Origin of the sequence: Peribacillus sp. NPDC097675 (genome assembly GCF_050277655.1) — a bacterium.
GTDB lineage: Bacteria > Bacillota > Bacilli > Bacillales > DSM-1321 > Peribacillus.
In genome coordinates this window covers 242,231-260,496 of record NZ_JBNNSK010000004.1, presented here as the reverse complement: position 1 = coordinate 260,496, position 18,266 = coordinate 242,231, and the positions used below count along the sequence as shown (strand labels likewise).

General features: G+C 37.4%; 13 protein-coding genes. 9 read left to right on the top strand and 4 right to left on the bottom strand.

The genetic code is table 11. The annotated features are described in order from the left end of the window. The first annotated feature begins 547 nt into the window (after positions 1–547). Positions 548–823 carry a hypothetical protein gene (locus ACQKL5_RS08635; protein ID WP_427607981.1) on the top strand — a complete coding sequence of 92 codons (276 nt, stop codon included), beginning with the start codon at positions 548–550 and terminating at the stop codon, positions 821–823. A gap of 103 nt (positions 824–926) precedes the next feature. Here ACQKL5_RS08635 and ACQKL5_RS08630 read toward each other — a convergent pair whose 3' ends face one another. Continuing rightward, positions 927–1,229: a hypothetical protein gene (locus ACQKL5_RS08630; RefSeq protein ID WP_427607980.1), complete on the bottom strand. Its 303-nt coding sequence runs from the start codon at positions 1,227–1,229 to the stop codon at positions 927–929. Next, entirely contained in the window at positions 1,229–1,459 is a 231-nt protein-coding gene (locus tag ACQKL5_RS08625) for a helix-turn-helix transcriptional regulator (RefSeq protein WP_427607979.1), read from the bottom strand. Before ACQKL5_RS08625 ends, ACQKL5_RS08630 begins: the two co-directional genes overlap by 1 nt. Before the next feature lie 351 nt (positions 1,460–1,810). Here ACQKL5_RS08625 and ACQKL5_RS08620 point away from each other — a divergent pair, with 351 nt between their 5' ends. The 7 genes from ACQKL5_RS08620 to dptH all read left to right on the top strand — a co-directional run bounded on the left by ACQKL5_RS08620 (position 1,811) and on the right by dptH (position 14,759). Continuing rightward, positions 1,811–2,272, top strand: a complete 462-nt coding sequence (locus ACQKL5_RS08620; RefSeq protein ID WP_427607977.1) for an SMI1/KNR4 family protein — start codon at positions 1,811–1,813, stop codon at positions 2,270–2,272. Positions 2,273–2,729: 457 nt separating this feature from the next. Further along, entirely contained in the window at positions 2,730–3,836 is a 1,107-nt protein-coding gene (locus ACQKL5_RS08615) for a DNA sulfur modification protein DndB (RefSeq protein ID WP_427607975.1), read from the top strand. Continuing rightward, a complete protein-coding gene (locus ACQKL5_RS08610; protein ID WP_427607973.1) occupies positions 3,823–4,854 on the top strand; it encodes a DNA sulfur modification protein DndB in 1,032 nt (343 codons plus the stop codon). Before ACQKL5_RS08615 ends, ACQKL5_RS08610 begins: the two co-directional genes overlap by 14 nt. Before the next feature lie 161 nt (positions 4,855–5,015). Continuing rightward, positions 5,016–5,579: a competence protein ComK gene (locus ACQKL5_RS08605; RefSeq protein WP_427607971.1), complete on the top strand. Its 564-nt coding sequence runs from the start codon at positions 5,016–5,018 to the stop codon at positions 5,577–5,579. Between the two features lie 320 nt (positions 5,580–5,899). Continuing rightward, complete coding sequence (gene dptF / locus ACQKL5_RS08600) at positions 5,900–8,239, top strand: DNA phosphorothioation-dependent restriction protein DptF (protein WP_427607970.1); 2,340 nt, start codon at positions 5,900–5,902, stop codon at positions 8,237–8,239. Positions 8,240–8,242: 3 nt separating this feature from the next. Further along, positions 8,243–9,628 (top strand): DNA phosphorothioation-dependent restriction protein DptG, encoded by a 1,386-nt coding sequence (gene dptG / locus ACQKL5_RS08595; protein ID WP_427607968.1) that lies wholly within the window; start codon positions 8,243–8,245, stop codon positions 9,626–9,628. Then, a complete protein-coding gene (gene dptH, locus ACQKL5_RS08590; RefSeq protein ID WP_427607967.1) occupies positions 9,609–14,759 on the top strand; it encodes a DNA phosphorothioation-dependent restriction protein DptH in 5,151 nt (1,716 codons plus the stop codon). The genes dptG and dptH overlap by 20 nt, the downstream gene beginning before the upstream one ends. A 49-nt stretch (positions 14,760–14,808) precedes the next feature. Here the strand turns inward: dptH and ACQKL5_RS08585 are convergent, their stop codons facing one another. Next, positions 14,809–16,188, bottom strand: a complete 1,380-nt coding sequence (locus tag ACQKL5_RS08585) for a Sau3AI family type II restriction endonuclease (protein ID WP_427607966.1) — start codon at positions 16,186–16,188, stop codon at positions 14,809–14,811. Between the two features lie 246 nt (positions 16,189–16,434). Between ACQKL5_RS08585 and dcm the strand changes: the two genes are divergently transcribed. Then, entirely contained in the window at positions 16,435–17,682 is a 1,248-nt protein-coding gene (gene dcm, locus ACQKL5_RS08580; RefSeq protein ID WP_427607965.1) for a DNA (cytosine-5-)-methyltransferase, read from the top strand. A 35-nt stretch (positions 17,683–17,717) separates the two neighbouring features. On the opposite strand, the gene ACQKL5_RS08575 is transcribed toward dcm, so the two are convergent. Further along, on the bottom strand, positions 17,718–18,158 hold the full coding sequence (locus ACQKL5_RS08575; RefSeq protein ID WP_427607964.1) for a very short patch repair endonuclease: 441 nt from the start codon (positions 18,156–18,158) through the stop codon (positions 17,718–17,720). Positions 18,159–18,266 lie beyond the last annotated feature (108 nt).

The window sequence follows — 18,266 nt, the reverse complement described above, 5'->3', positions numbered from 1 at the left end:
TTTGAAAGTAGTTTTGATATCATTCATTCGTAAATCTTTTATACATATAGCTTAAGCATGGGGTATCCCCCAATATGAATGTGGAATAACTTAAAAAAGGATAAAAATCCTATACAATTGAGACTCCCACGGCTAAAGCCGTAAGCTCTATACCTTAAGCTCCATACCTTAAGGTATAACAAGTATTCATGAATGACTAAACGTTCGCAGTCCATTGACATAAGTGCCACTTTATCGGAGTATCTCTTTATTTAATACTGCGTTAAATGATATTGTTTATCGTAAGTATATGAATCCAGTAAGAACGAAAGATATTAGCCCAACCATACCAGAGACCATTGCTATTTTAGTCTTGAAATCTAGGATTTTCAGTTTCAGAATATAGAAGCGTTTTAAATTTCCGGAAACGAAATGTGTTGTTTAAACATCAGTGAGTAGAGGCGCACCCTTCTTAAGTGACATGGCTTAAATAACAAGCTTCAGAAACAATATGGTATGCTATATTGATTCACAGCATTGATTCACAACAAAGAATGGAGATAAACAAATGGTAATTCATGATATGTTAGAAGCTCCCTACAAAAATCCCGAAATTAAAAAACAAATCCTCATATTAAAAAGAAGTAAAAAGAAAAGAATTAAAAACAAAGCTTATACAAAAATTCTCTTGCTTTCCACAAAGGAATTCCCAGTATTATCATACAAGGGTCTGGCATTAATAAATTATGATCATTATATGGAATCAGTTAATCATGTAAATGGCATAAAAGAAGAACTTGACCTTTTATGGAAAAAAAGGCATAACACTGGTGAAAAGTTATGACTCAAACGGTAAATAAACCACGACCTAACTAATTGAACGATACCCCGGATAACGGATACACATAAAAAGTATCCCTTATCTGGGTTTTTTATGTGTTAAGAAATTAGGATATCCTTTTTAAATGAAACAGGCTAACAGCGTGAACAATATATGCACCAGTTATCAGGAACCATATGGCTACTTTGTAACTTTCAAAAGAAAGAGGTGTAATCAATTCCTCAATTAAATAAATCAGCAACCATCCTAAAATAAATATAGGGAACGCCACTCCATAGGATTTATTTAATATCTTCTTGCCTCTTTCATCCTGACTTTCTTCACCGAATTGGAATTTCAGGCTGAAGAATACCGATACAAAAAATATAATGATATAAACTAATCTACTAATAAATAGTAGCGCTTCCATTAGAGCCCCTCCCCTTCTTTTTTATATTGGAATACATCATTAATCCCGACATTAAAAGCATTTGCAATTTCAAAGCCTAACACTAATGAAGGGGTATAATTACCTTTTTCCGTAGATATAATTGTTTGTCTACTAACCCCCACTTTTTTAGCTAAATCCTGTTGAGTCATTTTTCGTTCAGCTCTCAAAATACGGATTCGATTTGATAATGCACATCCGTTTTCTAACATTAATATCCTCCTTATGTAAAATATGTTTAACTAATTGTAAAACAAACTTAACTAAAAATAAAGTTTGTTTTACATTTCGTTTTAAAGAAAGGTCGTAAAATTTGCAATATACTTTTCGAGAGTCGAGTAGTGGAATTTTTATTATCGAAGTAAATATTTAGCCAAAAGAGATTATGTGGGATTTGAAATCATTGAGTATTTGGTTCGTAAATTTACTTTACATATAAGTTTGGGGAGTCCAAACAGAATATTGAATAGCACTATAAAAAGGATGAAAATCCTATACAAGTAATAATGAACCATGTATCATGTGTCTTGAATGAAAATATGAACGTATAGGAAGTGCAACCAATGGGGAAAAGCATCTGGTTAGAAGACGTAGAAATCGAGAAGTTAGAACCATTAACAGATGAAATGGTCAAAAAAGCAGAAAAACAGTTGAAAGTAAAATTACCACAAGCTTATATAATGCTCCTCAAAGAACAGAACGGTGGCTATATTGAATGCAACGCTTTTCCAACTGATGTTCCGACATCATGGGCGGATGACCATGTGAACGTGGAATATATCAGCGGAATTGCCGAAGAAGACGGCATCCTGGAAAGCGATTATTTAATCGAAGAATGGGACTTGCCAAAAAATATTGTTCTTATATCCGGCGATGGACATACATGGACGGCTCTCGATTACAGGAAGACGAAAGAAAACCCACCTGTTATATTCGTTGATGTGGAAGAGGAGAAGATTATTAATCTAGCTCCCGACTTTGAAACATTCTTAAATGGATTAACCGTGTGGGAAGATGAGGACTAACGCAACAACACGTACAGTGTATAAGAAAGTAGGAAAGCGGCCATTAGGGTTGCTTTCTTTTTTATTCTATGAATTTAAAAACTAGTAAAAAAGGGATTAGCAGACGAACAAAGGAAAGCGTGAAAATAGGAGAGGAAAGTAAGGTGGTTTTGAAATGTTTTCATGAACGTGGACAATTTTTAATGCGTGCATTGTAAATTTCATCGAATTGTCATTTTCAATGGGTCCAAATCTAAAAGTTCTATTAAACGTCACAACTCAGAAGCAAAATTACTAGGATTAATGGAACATTCATTAAGGAAACAAAATATTATACCTTGGTAGTTTATTTTTGTAAATAGTAAGCCAATTGAACTCGTATAAGAACCAAAAAGAACAAGTATTTTATAGGTATACCGAATTAGAGTGGTTTTACAAAAATTACATAAAATAGGATAATGTTCACAGGGGTGATGATATGACATATCAAGAGATGAAAGTGACAATCCCGGGTAAGACGTTTACTCAATTTGGGAAAAAGATATTAATCTCGCAAATTCAGTTCTCTACACTGGAAGCAATATTCGAAGTCGACGATGCAGTTCAAAGGAAGCTTGATCTTAAAAGGCGGTCAGAAATCAGGGAGTTCATCATCGAATCCGTTGCGGAAGGTGATTTTTACTTTTCACCGTTCATCTTTTCAAGCAGGGGAAATATCAAGGAAGTACCGGATGGCGGAGAATTGCCACCCGGCTGCAAAATATACATTTTGGACGGTCAACACCGAACATATGGTCTGTTATCGGCGATTAACCATTTAAGGGCACGCATGGAGACGGAAGAAGAGATGGGGAATTTCAAAGAAGCCAAGCAACTGCAAAGTCAGATTGATAAGTTAAAAACGTACCCTGTCTCGATACAGATTTATCTGGACCTGGAAACGAAGGAAGAGAAGCAGCTATTCAATGATATAAACACAAAGCGAAAAGAACCTCATGTTGGCTTGGTGATGCAATATGATCAACGGGATGAGTACGCTGAACTAACACGGTTGATCGCGGGGCAACTAGAAAATCTAATGGAAGTTGAATCGAAGCTTTCCCGCATTACAGTGAACAACTCGGCTTTGACTTCATTAACCGTTATGCGCCGCTGTCTCATTGCATTATTTGAAGGAAGTTTAACTTCAAATGACAATAAAGTGAATCATGGGGAGTTGACAAGGGACAGGATTGTAAGCGTTGCCAGATTGTTTTTCGAATCATGGCTCGAAATTTTCCCGAAGAAAATGACAGACCGAAAGAAATTCACAGCAGGTTATACAGGAATCCAGATCGCTCTGGCTCAAACGGTGTATCAGATTCACAAGCATTACGACATATCGTATGAAGAAGCAATCAACCAACTGTTGCTGTTAAAGGTAGCCTGCTCTTGGAAACATGACGATCCCTTGTATGCCCATATTTACGATCCCGTCAAAAAAAGAATCATCAATCATTCCGCGACAAATGCCATGCAGAGGACTGCCTTGGGATTCAAGAGGAAAATAGAACAAGAAGGAGTGCAGATGATTGATACTAAGTGAATTAGACAGAAAAAGAAGGGCCATTACCTCCCTTTCCATAAACGAATTAGTTAACATGTTTCATAATCAGCAAATCTCCATCCGTGAAATCAATCAGGTACGGGTTCGGTCTATTAAAAACTACATTCTCGATAATGCCTTAACGGAAAATATCTATTTGCCTCCCCTTGTAGGCTCTTTGAAAGAAGGCTCTCTACAACAACCGGAAACGATCCAATTGAACATTATTGACGGGTCACAAAGATTAGCTGCCTTTATGCAATTAGAGGACACGATTCTAAACGCTTTAAAGAAGGATGAGGAAAAAATGAAACAGGCGTATAAGCTTGATTCCTTTATGAAGGATTCTCAAATTGCCATCCAAATCTTCGAAAACCTAACGGAAGCGGAAGAATCTCAACTCTACTTGGATCTTAACTTAAAAGGAAAGAAAGTGGCACTATCCAAACGAATATCATTCGACTCACGTAACAACTTAAACGTCATTACAAATCAGGTGCTGCATACCCATCCGTTGTTAAAAACGGCCGGGATAGAACTTGAAAAGCGCTCCATCAATCGGCCAGCCAACAAAAAACTACTATCTCTATCCCAACTAAGGCAAATAATCGGGATCTTCATGACCGGAAAGCTTTATATGAATATAGAAGAAAAAGTCTCATCCAGTCCACTAACAAACAGTGAGTATATAGCGCTTATTCATCTTTGGCTCAATGAACTATTTAAATTATATCCAGCGGAAACGATGGGTGACTACACGCAAAGCATGCTCGCAAGTTATCCCGTTTTTGTTTCTGTTGCACTATACGCCAATGACAAAATGGAAAATCAGCCTTTTGAACAAAGAAAAGAACGGATTACAACCAGAATGGCCCATTTAAAAGAGGTGGACTGGAGCCCAACCAATCCTGAGTGGAAAGAGTTCAAGGGGACCTATAAAGGGAGACCACAGCTTTTTCATATAAGCAACGACAAAAAGAACATTCAAGAACTAGTTAGATGGCTATATCAAACCTGAAGTGAAGGAGGTGAGAACAATGTGATGTGCACAAACAGGAAAAACCCTTAGGTGAGAAAGTCGTGGAGGACCGTCACCTAAGGGCTTGCGATCAGGAGTATACCTGACACTATGTCCAGTATACTCCTATTATAAAAAAAATTAAATGGGAGGCGAAAGACATGAGTATACGAACTAGTTATATTATCAATCAGAACACAGAAGCAATGGTAGGGGAATACCAACACAACGGAGAAGAAATGACGAGAGTAATAGAAGGAAAAGAGATGTTCCTAGTGAACGAAACTCCTTTCGATATCTTAAATAACACCTTCATCCACTTAGGCTTTGATCTGGAAGGAGCCCTCAAAGGAGCCAAAACCCTACTTGGAGGAAGATACATGGTGCCAGTCTGCATTAACGCAGAGCTCGGAATGGTCTGGTTCTCCTCCAACTCTTTCAGGAAAAGCGGAGGCATCTGGTTAGCCTATAAGCACATACATGACTTAGTGCCAATAAGTAAAAAAGAAACCATGGTCGTTACGAGCAATGGTCATCGCATACCCGTACCCATGAGTCTCAACCATATCGATCTCAAGAAAAATCAATCAGCCTTCCTGCACACAACCTTCGTGGGACGTTGGCAAGGAATCAAGAAATTCTTATATGAACCGGAAAGCGGATTTACCTTATGTAAGGATCCTGGTGATCTTAATTATAGAGTGAGGGAAAATGAAGAAAAATAAGAATTAGTTGGAGAACAGCTGACCTTAGGGGTGGCTGTTTTTTTGTTTGAGTTTTTCAACCTTTTGCAGAATAATATTCGCTCATAACTATTATTCTCAACCTCTAGTAATGTATCTTTGTATTCGTGAAGGGATTTTGGCAGAGATAGGGATTATCCTAGGTTCATCGTCTAGCATTTGCTATAATGAAGGGTGAATTTATAAGTATTTTGTTGCGTTTATAGTATTTTTGCTTTTGAAAAAAGGGATTAGATTATGATGACTTTATATATAATTCTAAATAGATTCGAGATTTGACACAAAAATCGAGGTGTTAGCAATTGCAGAATAATATTTTTGGGTTTTTAGAGAACAAGTTTCCAAATATGTATAAAATTGGTGAACAGATAGAAGAGGTGTTTTATCTAGATCCTCAAGCGGTGTTGATGAAGGGAAGGGTTTTTACAGAAGAGCTGATAAAAGAAATTGCTCAACATCATGAAGAGTTGAGCAATATAAAGTATTTAAAGCTATTTGAAAGAATTCAACTTCTGGAAAGTGAGGATATCCTCACGAAAGAGATTGCTAGATCTTTTGATACGATTCGTCATTTGGGCAACAAGGCAACTCATGAATTTTTGGAAGTGGATTTGGAAAATGCTTTTAAGATGCACAAGCGATTGTTTGAAGTATCCGTTTGGTTTATGGAGTTGTATGGGGATTATTCATTCGAGGCACCAAAATATAAATATCCTCAACCTAAGAAAGATTCTGATCTTTTCCGTGAATTGAAGGAAAAAACCACGAGTCTAGAAGAGAAATTGGAATTGATTTTGGAAGCGTCGAAAACAACTGCAGTAGCTGTTGACTGGGAAAGCAATATAAAGTCTGAAGGAGCCATAAGTGAGCTACCGCTATTATCTAATCGGTCGGTGATTGACGAAGAATTTGAATTCAGACTGGATGAAGGGGAGAGCCATCTACTTAAGGAACTTTCGAAGCTTAAGGAGTCCGCACAAGAAGCGGTAGAAAACGCTAATCAATTTAGTGGATTCAAAGAATATTTGCATGTCAAAAGGTCAATTCAAGACGATTTGGAGATGGTACTTAATCGCGCGGCGGCAAAACCACACTCACAATTGATACTTCTATGCGGAAGTGTAGGGGATGGAAAGTCGCATTTGCTTGCTTATATGAAAAATAAACACTCGGATTTGGTCAATCGGTTCCAGGTGCATAATGACGCAACCGAGAGTTTCAATCCACAAAAGAGTTCGCTGGACACTTTGGCAGAAGTCTTGGAACCCTTCAATGACGAAAGAATAGAAGAATCACAAGATAAGCTAATCTTGGCAATCAACCTGGGAGTCCTTCATAACTTCATGGAATCGATTTACGCAAAAGAAAATTTCAAAAAGTTAGCTGCTTTCATTGAAACGACCAATGTGTTTGAAACGTCTTCAATTACAGAAAGTCTAGAGGGTGATAATTTTTATTTGCTCAGCTTCAGTGATTATCAACCTTTCGAGCTGACGAAAAGTGATGTCGTTTCAGAATATTATTCTTCCTTATTAGAACGCTTGATTACAAAATCAGATGATAATCCTTTTTACAGGGCTTATCTCAAGGATAAGGAAAATAAAATTCAAGGGTTTTTCATGACTAACTATGAATTGCTTATGCTTCCGGAGTTGAGAACAGGGATAGTCAATCTCTTAATTCAAGCAATCATTAAATACAAAATGATTATTTCGACGCGTTCATTGCTCAACTTCATCCATGATATCCTTGTACCGGCTAACGACATTGATGATTTTAGTAATGCGGATATTGTTCAGAAGACCGAAGGGTTATTACCCTACCTTCTATTCGAAGGAAAAGAGAGGTCTCCGCTTTTGTCAGTCATGGCAGAGTTAGACCCTATCCATAAACGGTCGAATGTAATTGATCAGATATTGATTGAATTGAATAATTCTTTGAATGTAGAATCGACATTTGTTAAATATGTCGAATTGTCGTCTCTGGCTAATTGGAGAGAAGAATTGGTAGGCGTGGGAGCGTTCCATAACTTAACAGATGCTTCACGTCAATTATATAATAAGGCCCTAATTCGTTTGTCCTTTTTCTTGGCGGATAATACTGTGAAGGAAGTCTTTATCGACCATGAGTACAATGAGTATCTTGCATATTTGTATTATTACAATATCGGTGACAGAACTGGACTAAGAAAGATAAATTCTTTATTGAAAGAGTCCATTTTTCTTTGGAATGGTACACCGAAGAACGATTACGTTTATATAGACAAGTCGAACCAAGACATTCAGGTGGCACAATCCTTGACTATTAAGCCATACTTCGGACACTTGAAAGAAAATAGGCGTGATATTCTAGAACACTTTCACTTATCTGTTATTTTAGCTTTTGGTGATAAAGATAAGACTAATCCTAACTTTTTAGAGATTGATTATCCACTTTATGAAATGCTTGTCAAGTTGACCCGTGGATACCGTCCGAATAAGAAAGATAAGGAAGATTGTATTCAATTTGTTGAATATATCGATAAAATAATGAAACACGGAAACAAAGATAAAGAACTATTATTCGTAAACCTTCAATTAAATAAATCTTTCAAATTGATTTATGACGATGATTATGAAGAATTTACATTTAGAAGGGATTAAATGATGGTTGAACTTGAAAATTTACAGCAATTAAGAAAGTCCTTATCTATTAAAGCAGATAAATCTGGCCTTTCACATACAATTAATCGAAAGAGCATTTTTCTTCCCTTTACAACTAGAGCAACAGAGAGACCAAAGTTCCGTAAGGGATTTGAAGGAGTGTTGGGGGGCTTTACCCGAAGTATTTCCGATAATCACTTGAATGAAGACCTGAACCTTGACTATTTAATTAAGAATATTAGTAAGGTCGTTGATATATCGAACGAGGATAAGCCATTCTTTGAAAAAATACTGCGACGTTTTCTACAGGATAAGAAAGGGAACATGAAGGTATTTCATCCCCATGTTTTTCAATACTTGCCGTTTAGTGAAGGGCCTGAAGCTAAAGGGGAACAGGAAATAGCAAGATTTTTATCGGATATCTTAAATGAGAATAATGAGCAATTTAAACTGTTTTTCGAAAAAAGCTCATCTGAGGACCTAGTTGCCAAATTGATATTGCATCATCTTGATGGTTTGGAGAAGAGTGAAAGAAAGATTAAATACAAGAGCAAACTTCCCCATCTATCTGAAGTCTTTAAAGCAGATTTCCTTTACTTGACTAAACATGAGGATTATTTTAAGGGACATTATGAAATATTCCTAAGCTATTACTATTTTTACTATATTACACAAGTTACCTTGAAGTTTTCCCAAAAAGCAAAAGGTAGATTTAATTCGAATAATGAAGTCTATTTTACCTTGGATTGGGAAGCTACCAGTAAAAACCGTAAAGGATATGGTTTTGGTTATCAGATGATTAAGGAAGCTTCCCGAAATCTACTGATTGACATTAATACTCTGGAACACTTGAATTTCATAATGGGCACAGATGACTCCCAGAGCTATCCTGAACTACAGTCGACCTATGAACAGTTGACTACGACAGAACAAGAAATGTTTTTGACTATGGTTCGTGAATGGATTATTGAATACCGCTCAATTTTGTCCTTACAAGAGGAATATCTGGCTAAAGATTTAGAATATGATGTTTTGGTTGACAAGCTATATTCCAGCATCGAGGAGGCCTATGAAAAGCCGACGATGCAGGGACCACGTAACCGTTATCAACTCTCTATCGAAGAGATAGGGAAAAAGTTTTTCATGAAAACAAGGGGTTCATTGGGATATATGTTGAACGTAAGCCAGGATTTATTGTTATTATTGACGGCCCTTAGCCTTAAAGAGGAGAGAAAGTCATTGAAACAGGTTTTTTTGGAATTAGAACATAGAGGGTTATATTTCGATAGATATTCTCGTGAAGAAATTGTAAAACTATATGATAAATTGAATTTATTAGACAAAAAGAGTGATAGTGGTGATGCCCAATATGTCAAACCAATTTTATAAATACCTATCAGAGAAATTAATCAGTTACTTTAATCAAATTACATTGCAAGGTGGGGAACGGTTCTATTTACAATTTGATAATGAACGGCAAGTTCAGGAATTTTATGAATTCCTGAAATCAGATGGAAAAACTGAGGAATTCAGATATCAACATCATCATGGTTCCCCCTATACAACCTTTGCCATGCAGTCAGGAAGTGTGAAAATCGTAGTTGCGGCAACAACCGAACACGTTACACCGGATTTCCTAGTGACGCTCCGCAATCAAGTGGGAGAGCAGAAAGGGATTTGGTCAGGAACTGGGCTGTTGAGTATTTGTCATGAAACGCTTGATAGTATCAGGGGTGGCAGCAGTGATTTACAAAAAGAAGGAATGCCTCTGAATGTAAAGTCAATAGTGAAGACTTTGAAAGAAGAGATTGATAAAAACAAAACTCTTGATACTGACCAAAAAGAAGTGCTGAAATTCCATTTGAAAAAGAAATTGGAGGAATCGTTCATCCAGTCTTCTTTATGGGATTACGAGGAAATACTAGGGTTTCTGTCACAAGGGGAAATCAAAGAAAAAGATTATTCGCAACTGGGTCTATTCTACGATAGACATCTGAACCAGTATCCGGGTCAAATGAAAAAAAGATTAGAGGAAAATTACAACCTATTTGAACAGGTGCAACATATACATGAGTATGAGAACCTGCAGAATCAATTAGAAAAGCTTTTTGATGATAAAGGTGTCCAAGCGCTGAAAAAAGACAATTGGAAAGAAAAAGACTACACCTTTGTCAAGGAATCAAGGGAAAAGGGAATAGATGGAGACAGGCCCCTTGAATATAAGGAAAATATGAAAAAGAAATCTGATGAAGGGTTAGCCTATTGGGAGAAACCCCATAAAGAAACCAAAACAGGGCAACGTAAACGATATTTGATTGTCTTTAACTCTTCAAAAGAGAAAGAAGTGAATCTTACCTTTGAATTCAATGAACGATTGAAAAAGGACTTCATTCATAAGAAATCTGAAGAATGGTGTACAGTCTCAGGGAAAAAAATAATAATGAAATTATTGCATGAACCGAATAGCACCTCCTTTTATCAAATTATTTATACCCATAACAATCAATCCAAATCAAAATTCGAATTCAATGTTGTAATCGTGGAATGTGATGAGGATTACCTCTTGGGAATTAAAACCCTTTATGAGGTGAATGGGAAAACGGAGAAAATCATTTTAAATAGAAAAGACGAATCGATTACCTTTGGAGTTTCGGATGTTGCAATGGATGAAGTCATCATTGAAGATGAAAATCAAGTCATTATTGCTGCAAACAGAGGAATCGAAATTTCCAGTTCATCAACAGCATGGAATGATGATATGTTGAGTTTCCAAATTCAAAGAAATGACACTCTCATTCCGTTCATAATTAAGGAAGAAGTCTCGAGGGTCATCCCAATTGCAGGGAACAGAATTTGGAAACTTAAAAGGGAGAAAATGAACGATTTCCGATACGATTTGGAATCCAATAAGCTAAAACAGGATACTTATGAATTTTCAGCCCATGAGGAAACAAAAAGATATTTGTTAGTCGAAAAGGAATGGATAGATAAAGAGCTTAGATGTGCCATAAGGACAGTTTCTGGTCTTGAAAATGTAGACTTGAAATTGAATGACAAAATTGAAAAGTCTTATTCAAAGTTAATGGACTATTATAAGTTTGGAAATCTATTACCTAGCCTAGCCTACATGAATGATGACCTTTTAGATCTTTCTCTTGAATTTGTAACTTCTTTTATCGAACTTGTTTCAGGCATCAAGGAGAATGCCATCATGGATGAAGAGTCCAAGGATTTATTTAGGCTTGGAACAATTATGGAAGATGAGAGGATTTCTTTAACGCCATTGCACCCATTGAATATTGCTTATCAATTGGAAATACAGAATAGGTTGGGCAGTGAACCAATTGATTTGCACATTCTAGATCGGTTGCATCCGAATAACCTGTTACCATATATTTATGGAGACAATAAAGAAATCTATCGTCCCATTAATCAAAAGAATGTCCCACAATGGATGATATATGAACCGTTGCACAAAGTTGCAATAGGTGAATCAAATGCGTTTCTTTCGCATGTAGTAGAAGAGAAATTAAATCAATTTGTGCAACATTTTCCATTCTTATTTCTGGAAAAGTCCAAGTCCCCTATTCAATTAAATGTAATTAATATCAGTAATGACCATGAGGTGGTACGAGGGCTGATTCATTTCATCAAAAAACAAATTGATAAAAAGGGTGCAGCTGGTATCGTTCCAATAGAGGTTGCTATATTTAATGATTTAAATGCTGTCAGTGAGTTTGAGAAATTTTCCCTGAATGATGATGTAGAAGAGTTCGAAGCAACTTTCAATGTTTCTTTGACAACTAAAAAATTAGACGCAGTGGACGTTTTAAGATTAATCCGTGAAAATATTCTTTATTACACACCACTAAATAAGAAAGAGTATGGTTATGCCCATATCTCCTTTTATAAAATGAATTCAAATGATTTACCGGCTAAAAATAAAATTCAAGGAATTGAAACGGGTTTATCATTGAAAGGTCTTCTATCTTCTATTTCATTCTTGGAAACAGAAAAGGATTACCGTACCGGGTTCGGTTTGAAGAATGCTGAACATCAATCAAATAATCTTATTTCGGTGGCTAAATGCTTGAATGAGCTAGCCAGTAATTTAGATTCTGATGGAACTAGTCCATATCATAAGGATGAAACCATAGTCACAAGGACAGCTAATTATGACGAGAAGATATTAAATAGGCTTTATGATATGTCTTACTGGGTGACGTTCATTGAGCCAAACGTAGATTTGAACTTTTTTCAGAGTTCCTCACGTAATCTGTTAGTAATACATTATAGCGATCAATACTCTTCATCCACCCAATATGATGCCATAACGGTTACTGATAAATCGGCTCAATATAAATTAATCATTGAACAATACCTTGCAGGTAAAGAAATTGTAGCAACCTCATCTCAGATTGAAACGGCCATCCGAGCCTTTAATAGCCTGAATGGAGAGTGGCTTCTTCGAATCATTGGGAGTAAAGGCCATTTCTCCCGAGAAAAGTTGAGTATCATTTCAGCGATAAAATATAGTTTAAGTATATTCGATCATGATGACATCCTATGGGTGCCGATATCCATGGAGGAAATATTGCGGATTGCCGGAATGGTCCGTTTGACGAAAAGTGAAGGGGTTTTCTCTGCTAAAAACCTGGATGTCAAAGGGATGCATAGTGATGATTTATTGCTAATCGGTATAGAAACTAGGGGCGAGCAATTATTCGTTCATTATTATCCTGTGGAAGTGAAAATAGGATTTAATCAAGAATCAACAATTTCTAAGGCTAAAGTACAAATAAATAAAACGAAATTATTATTTTCTACACAATTGGCCAAGATGGATGAAGATAATGTACCTCTATTTAAGAACGAGTTCTTTAGGAACTTCTTCATCCAGTTATTATTATCTAATGCAGAAAAATTTATCGATAATGATATTTGGCCAGAAAAGGATTATTCCAAAATCTATCTTTTAAAAGAAAGATTATTGAATGACGATTACCAGTTAAGTGACCACCTTAACCCATTCATGGGTAAGGGAGCTGTTCTATCTTTTAAAAAGGAACAGACTTGGAAATCCATAAAACTGGAAGAGGATATATTGGTAGTGGAATTAACCGAGAAAGATGGATATTCAGGTGTAATTAACGAGATTGAGTCCCTTAAAACAAATATGAGGAATGGGGAAACGGACATCAATCCGTCTAGCCTATTGTTTCATAAATATCAATATAATAAGGGAAGAGGAATGATTAGTACAGAGCTGGATTCAGTATTAGAGTTGCCAGAAATAGAAAAAGGAATAGAAAAAGAAATAGAAATAGACAAGGAAATAGATAGTGAACCAGAAACGAATCAAATACGGCGAATTGGTCCTAATACTCAGGAATTGAAAGATGTGAGGGTGCTGCTGGGAACTGTAGAAGGCTCCACTAAGGAAGTGTACTGGGAATATGGGCATGAGGAACTTGCAAATCGTCATATCCTGATTTCAGGAAAATCAGGACAAGGTAAGAGTTATTTCATCCAGTGTTTATTACTGGAGTTATCCACAAGTGGGATATCCAGCATTATATTTGATTATACAGATGGATTTAAGAACTCCAAGCTGGAACCATTATTCAAAGAACATTTAGGAAGTAACCTAGAACAATTCCTGGTCGCTAGGGATAAGTTTCCAATTAATCCATTTAAGCGAAACCAAAAAGAACTCGATGAAGATGATTATATAGATGAGGACAATATGGACATCGCGGAGAGGATTAAGGGTGTTTTTTCTTCCGTGTTCAAAGATCTGGGAAATCAGCAGAAGAATGCAATATACGAAGCTGCTCTTCGAGGGCTGGATAAGTATGGCGATAGCATGAATCTAAAATTGCTCTTGGTCGAACTGGAAGAGGATAATTCAGGTCCAGCCAAAACCGTTCGTTCACAGATTAAGCCGCTAATCGATAAGAATCCATTCGATAGTGACGGTGAGTATGATTGGGAACAAATTCTCTCACAAAAAGGCAAGGTATTCATTGTTCAGCTGACTGGATACATCAGGGAGGTACAAATGATGATTACCGAGTTCATCTTATGGGATTTGTGGAATCATCAATTGAACCATGGAGATAAGTCAAGGCCCCTGGCTGTGATTTTAGACGAAGCACAAAATTTAGATCACCGTGAAAAGTCTCCTAGTGCAAAGATTCTTTCGGAAGGTAGAAAGTTTGGCTGGTCTGGATGGTATGCAACCCAATCGTTCAAAGGACAGTTTGCACATGATGAGGTTTCAAGATTGCAAGGCTCCAGTCAAAAGGTTTACTTTATGCCACCGGAGAACGAGATAACTTCAATCGCTGCAAACCTTGCTCAAGATAATCTTGCCAGGAAAGAATGGGAACGAGAATTGTCCACATTGAAGAAAGGGCAATGCATTGTTTCAGGCCCTATGCTTCAAGAAGATGGTAGTTTGCAACATAGTAGGCCGGTAGTTATTGATATAAGTTCACTGGATAAGAGAATGAAATAAAAATAGGAAGAAGAAGGCTCCTGAATAACAGGAACCTTCTTCTTCCTATTTAATTAACTATTTGGGATATATACCCACTATTTAACCAAAAGCATTGTTTTGTTATGGTCTGCCCATTAGGTAAAACAACTTTGTCACTGCCATCCTTGCCTTTTGGGCGTATATGGGCCACTCCATTAAATCTACTTTTAGGTAAATTATTCGTCTCTACCATTTTATTACCACGTTTTTTAAATTCGATATGCAATCCCTGATTTATAAGTCTATTTACTTCTTCCCAAACCTGCTTGATTTCGTGATCGATTGTCGGTAAGGGCATATTCCATAGTTTGATTCCCTTTAATTGCAATTCCCGGTTTGGATTTTGTTTCTTTGTCTCGGTGAATTCGAAGATGACAAAAAGAAACTTCGTAGTCATAAATTTTTCGCGAATGTAGCTTTCTTCCCATCTTTCACTCGTCCATTGTTGAAAGTCGATATTTTTGAATGACATGCTTTGTTCAGGTTTTCCATTTGGTTCTAGTCGAATTGTCTTGAATTGGATATTTGCTTTTGCAAACTCTTCAATTTTATCCAAGCGGGTTCCTTTAATACCTAATAGGGCGCTTACTAAGGAAGGTACGACGGATTTGAAGTTTGTATTATATGGAACATTCAACTTTGAGGCTATTTCTTTGGTATTCAAACCTATATATGGAGCAAACTTGTCTTGTAGCAATCCTTCCAGTGAATTTTCTTGTAAGTCGCTTTGTTTTGCGAAAGATACAAGCTCCTCATTTCCAACAAATTTACGAAGTAAGGCTGTCATATAGGATTGTTTAAGGGAAAAGGCCCTTTGCATAGCCAAAACATCCGAATGTGGCTGTGCACGTAGGGAGTTCTTAGTGGCCCCTTTAGTACAGGCGCCTAAATAGTTTGTATCCCCTTCTGAAAGCTCGTGAGCCTTTCCAATTCGTACTTTCCCCACAATTGTTTCCCAGTCCTGCTTAATGATTTCCAAATCTGCAGCGGGGTACGTGAACAGTACGCTCTTATATATGTAGAAGTCTTTAGGGTCATAGTTCGGTAGCCATTCATAGAACATCAGTAAAAGGTTCTTATTCTTCTTCCAAAAACTAGACGTCTGGAAAGTGGTTTTTACTTCATCCATGTAGTTGATGATATTTAAAACCAATCGTTCCTTTGCGGAAATGGTCTTGTTTTTATTATGCTTGAAGGGGGTGACTTTCAGTTCGATGCCCAATTCCTCAAAGTCGGGTCTTGCATCGGAATTCACTTTATAGCCAAAGAAACTTTCTTCAATTACCTGGCCGAGCCCTCCCTTGGCTTTGGTGTTTGCAAGCCGGCCTTTCATATCTATTTCCCCGAATGTTTTTCCGACAGCTTCCTGTGCTTTGGACATCAATTCCTCTGTGGTTTTGTATTCCATAATTTAACTGGCCCCTTTCCATGATGTTCTGTTAAAATGGAGCTTTAATATCTTTTACAATTGCTTCGAAACACTTTAAAATGATAAGGTTAGAATATATAATATTATACTGCTATATTCAAAATTCTGGTATAAAAATTACTGAAACAGGTTTTAGGAAAAATCCTGAGAATTTTCATTGATAGTCCTTGATCATTTTAGGGATTATCATTATAATAGGTATAAAAGCCGAAAGGATGTTCGGTCATGATAAATGCAATTGAATTGTTTGCAGGGGTCGGCGGATTCCGCCTTGGCCTTGAGGCTGCAAAAGGATTTGATGTGGTTTGGGGTAACCAGTGGGAACCTTCGAAAAAAACACAACATGCTTTTGACTGTTATGCAAGACAGTTCAATACGGGAATACATTCCAACGAGGATATTTCCACAGTGGATGAAAAGATGTTTGTGAATAAAGGTATTGAATTGATTGTTGGAGGGTTTCCTTGTCAGGATTATTCGGTAGCCCGTGGCCTTTCCGGAGAAAAGGGGATTCAAGGGAAAAAAGGGGTCCTGTTCTGGGAAATCATGAGGCTGGCTGAAGCAATCAGGCCTAAATATATCTTGCTGGAAAATGTGGACAGGTTATTGAAATCCCCATCTAAACAGCGGGGTAGGGACTTTTCCATCATGTTGGCTAGTTTCAGGGATCTGAATTATTCTGTAGAATGGCGTGTAGTTAATGCAGCCGAGTATGGACAAGCCCAGAGAAGGCGTCGTGTTTTCATCTTTGCCATCAGGAATGATACACCTTATATGATAAGTAGAGCTAAAGAAGATGATGCATCCATGTTGCATGAACGAGGTTTCTTCGCCAGTGCATTTCCAGTCAAGTGGGAAATATCGACCAGACATGCTCCACATTCTTTTGCAATGGAAGATGGGATAGTGGAAATATCCGATCAGTTCACGATGTCCTACTTGAATGCGGGAATCATGAGGAACGGGGCTGTCTATACGGAAGAACTGCTTCCTATGGAAGAGCGGCCGCGGATGCTTGGTGATATCTTGGAATCCGGCGTCGACGAAAAGTATTACCTGAGTACGGAAGCAATTGAAAAGTTCCGTTATCTTAAAGGTCCCAAAAAAATAGAGCGTACCGCAGCCAATGGCCATAAGTATATCTTCTCGGAGGGCGGAATGGCTTTCCCGGATCCGTTGGATAGACCGGGACGCACGATGTTGACAAGTGAAGGATCTTCTAACAGGAGCAGCCATGTCGTAGAGGATCCGGAAACGAAAAGACTTCGTATTTTGACTCCATTGGAATGTGAACGTTTGAATGGATTCCCCGATCATTGGACGGAAGGAATGTCCGAGAGGATGAGGTATTTCTGCATGGGAAATGCCTTGGTGGTCGGCTTGATTGAAAGAATGGCCAAAAGAATAATGGAAATCGATAAAGAAGATGCGGAAGCTATTAAAGTGAACCCTCAGCAACTTAGTCTATTCTAAACAAAAAGCTCCTGACCATAGGTCAGGGGCTTTTCTCATGCATGAGCCGAATCCTGTCTTGCTCTATCAATGAAACGGGTGATTTTCTCTATCGTATTATCGAAGTCCTTGCGTACCTCATGCTCCCAAATCCTGAGGATATTCCAATCTCTTTCAATATAATATTGGGTGGTTTCGTCATCACGTTCCTGGTTCCTCTCCAATTTCTTCACCCAGAAGTCCACATTGCTCTTCGGCATCTTCCCGTGAATCGGGCAGAAGTGCCAAAAACATGAATCGATGAAAATGACGACTTTATATTTCTTAATGGCAAGGTCAGGTGTCCCCTTCATTCCCCTAACATTTCTCCTGAATCGGTAACCCCTATGCCATAGTTCGTGTGAAACGAAGGTTTCCAGTTTCGAAACAGCCTTAATGGATGACATAATCTTACTCCGGGTTTCTTTCGTCTCTGGTACTCGTGCATGATTGTTCAATTGAAGATTCCCCTTTCAGCAATGAAGTGAAGTTTAGCCCCTTACTTTATTAGTACCAATCTCTCGAGTTTTCAAACTGATTTTTTATTAAGTGAGAAGTTAAGGGGA

Coding starts and splice junctions, on each gene's coding strand:
- ACQKL5_RS08635 (WP_427607981.1), top strand. CDS start 548: ATGGTAATTCATGATATGTTAGAAGCTCCCTACAAAAATCCCGAAATT.
- ACQKL5_RS08630 (WP_427607980.1), bottom strand. CDS start 1,229: ATGGAAGCGCTACTATTTATTAGTAGATTAGTTTATATCATTATATTT.
- ACQKL5_RS08625 (WP_427607979.1), bottom strand. CDS start 1,459: ATGTTAGAAAACGGATGTGCATTATCAAATCGAATCCGTATTTTGAGA.
- ACQKL5_RS08620 (WP_427607977.1), top strand. CDS start 1,811: ATGGGGAAAAGCATCTGGTTAGAAGACGTAGAAATCGAGAAGTTAGAA.
- ACQKL5_RS08615 (WP_427607975.1), top strand. CDS start 2,730: ATGACATATCAAGAGATGAAAGTGACAATCCCGGGTAAGACGTTTACT.
- ACQKL5_RS08605 (WP_427607971.1), top strand. CDS start 5,016: ATGAGTATACGAACTAGTTATATTATCAATCAGAACACAGAAGCAATG.
- dptG (WP_427607968.1), top strand. CDS start 8,243: ATGGTTGAACTTGAAAATTTACAGCAATTAAGAAAGTCCTTATCTATT.
- dptH (WP_427607967.1), top strand. CDS start 9,609: ATGTCAAACCAATTTTATAAATACCTATCAGAGAAATTAATCAGTTAC.
- ACQKL5_RS08585 (WP_427607966.1), bottom strand. CDS start 16,188: ATGGAATACAAAACCACAGAGGAATTGATGTCCAAAGCACAGGAAGCT.
- dcm (WP_427607965.1), top strand. CDS start 16,435: ATGATAAATGCAATTGAATTGTTTGCAGGGGTCGGCGGATTCCGCCTT.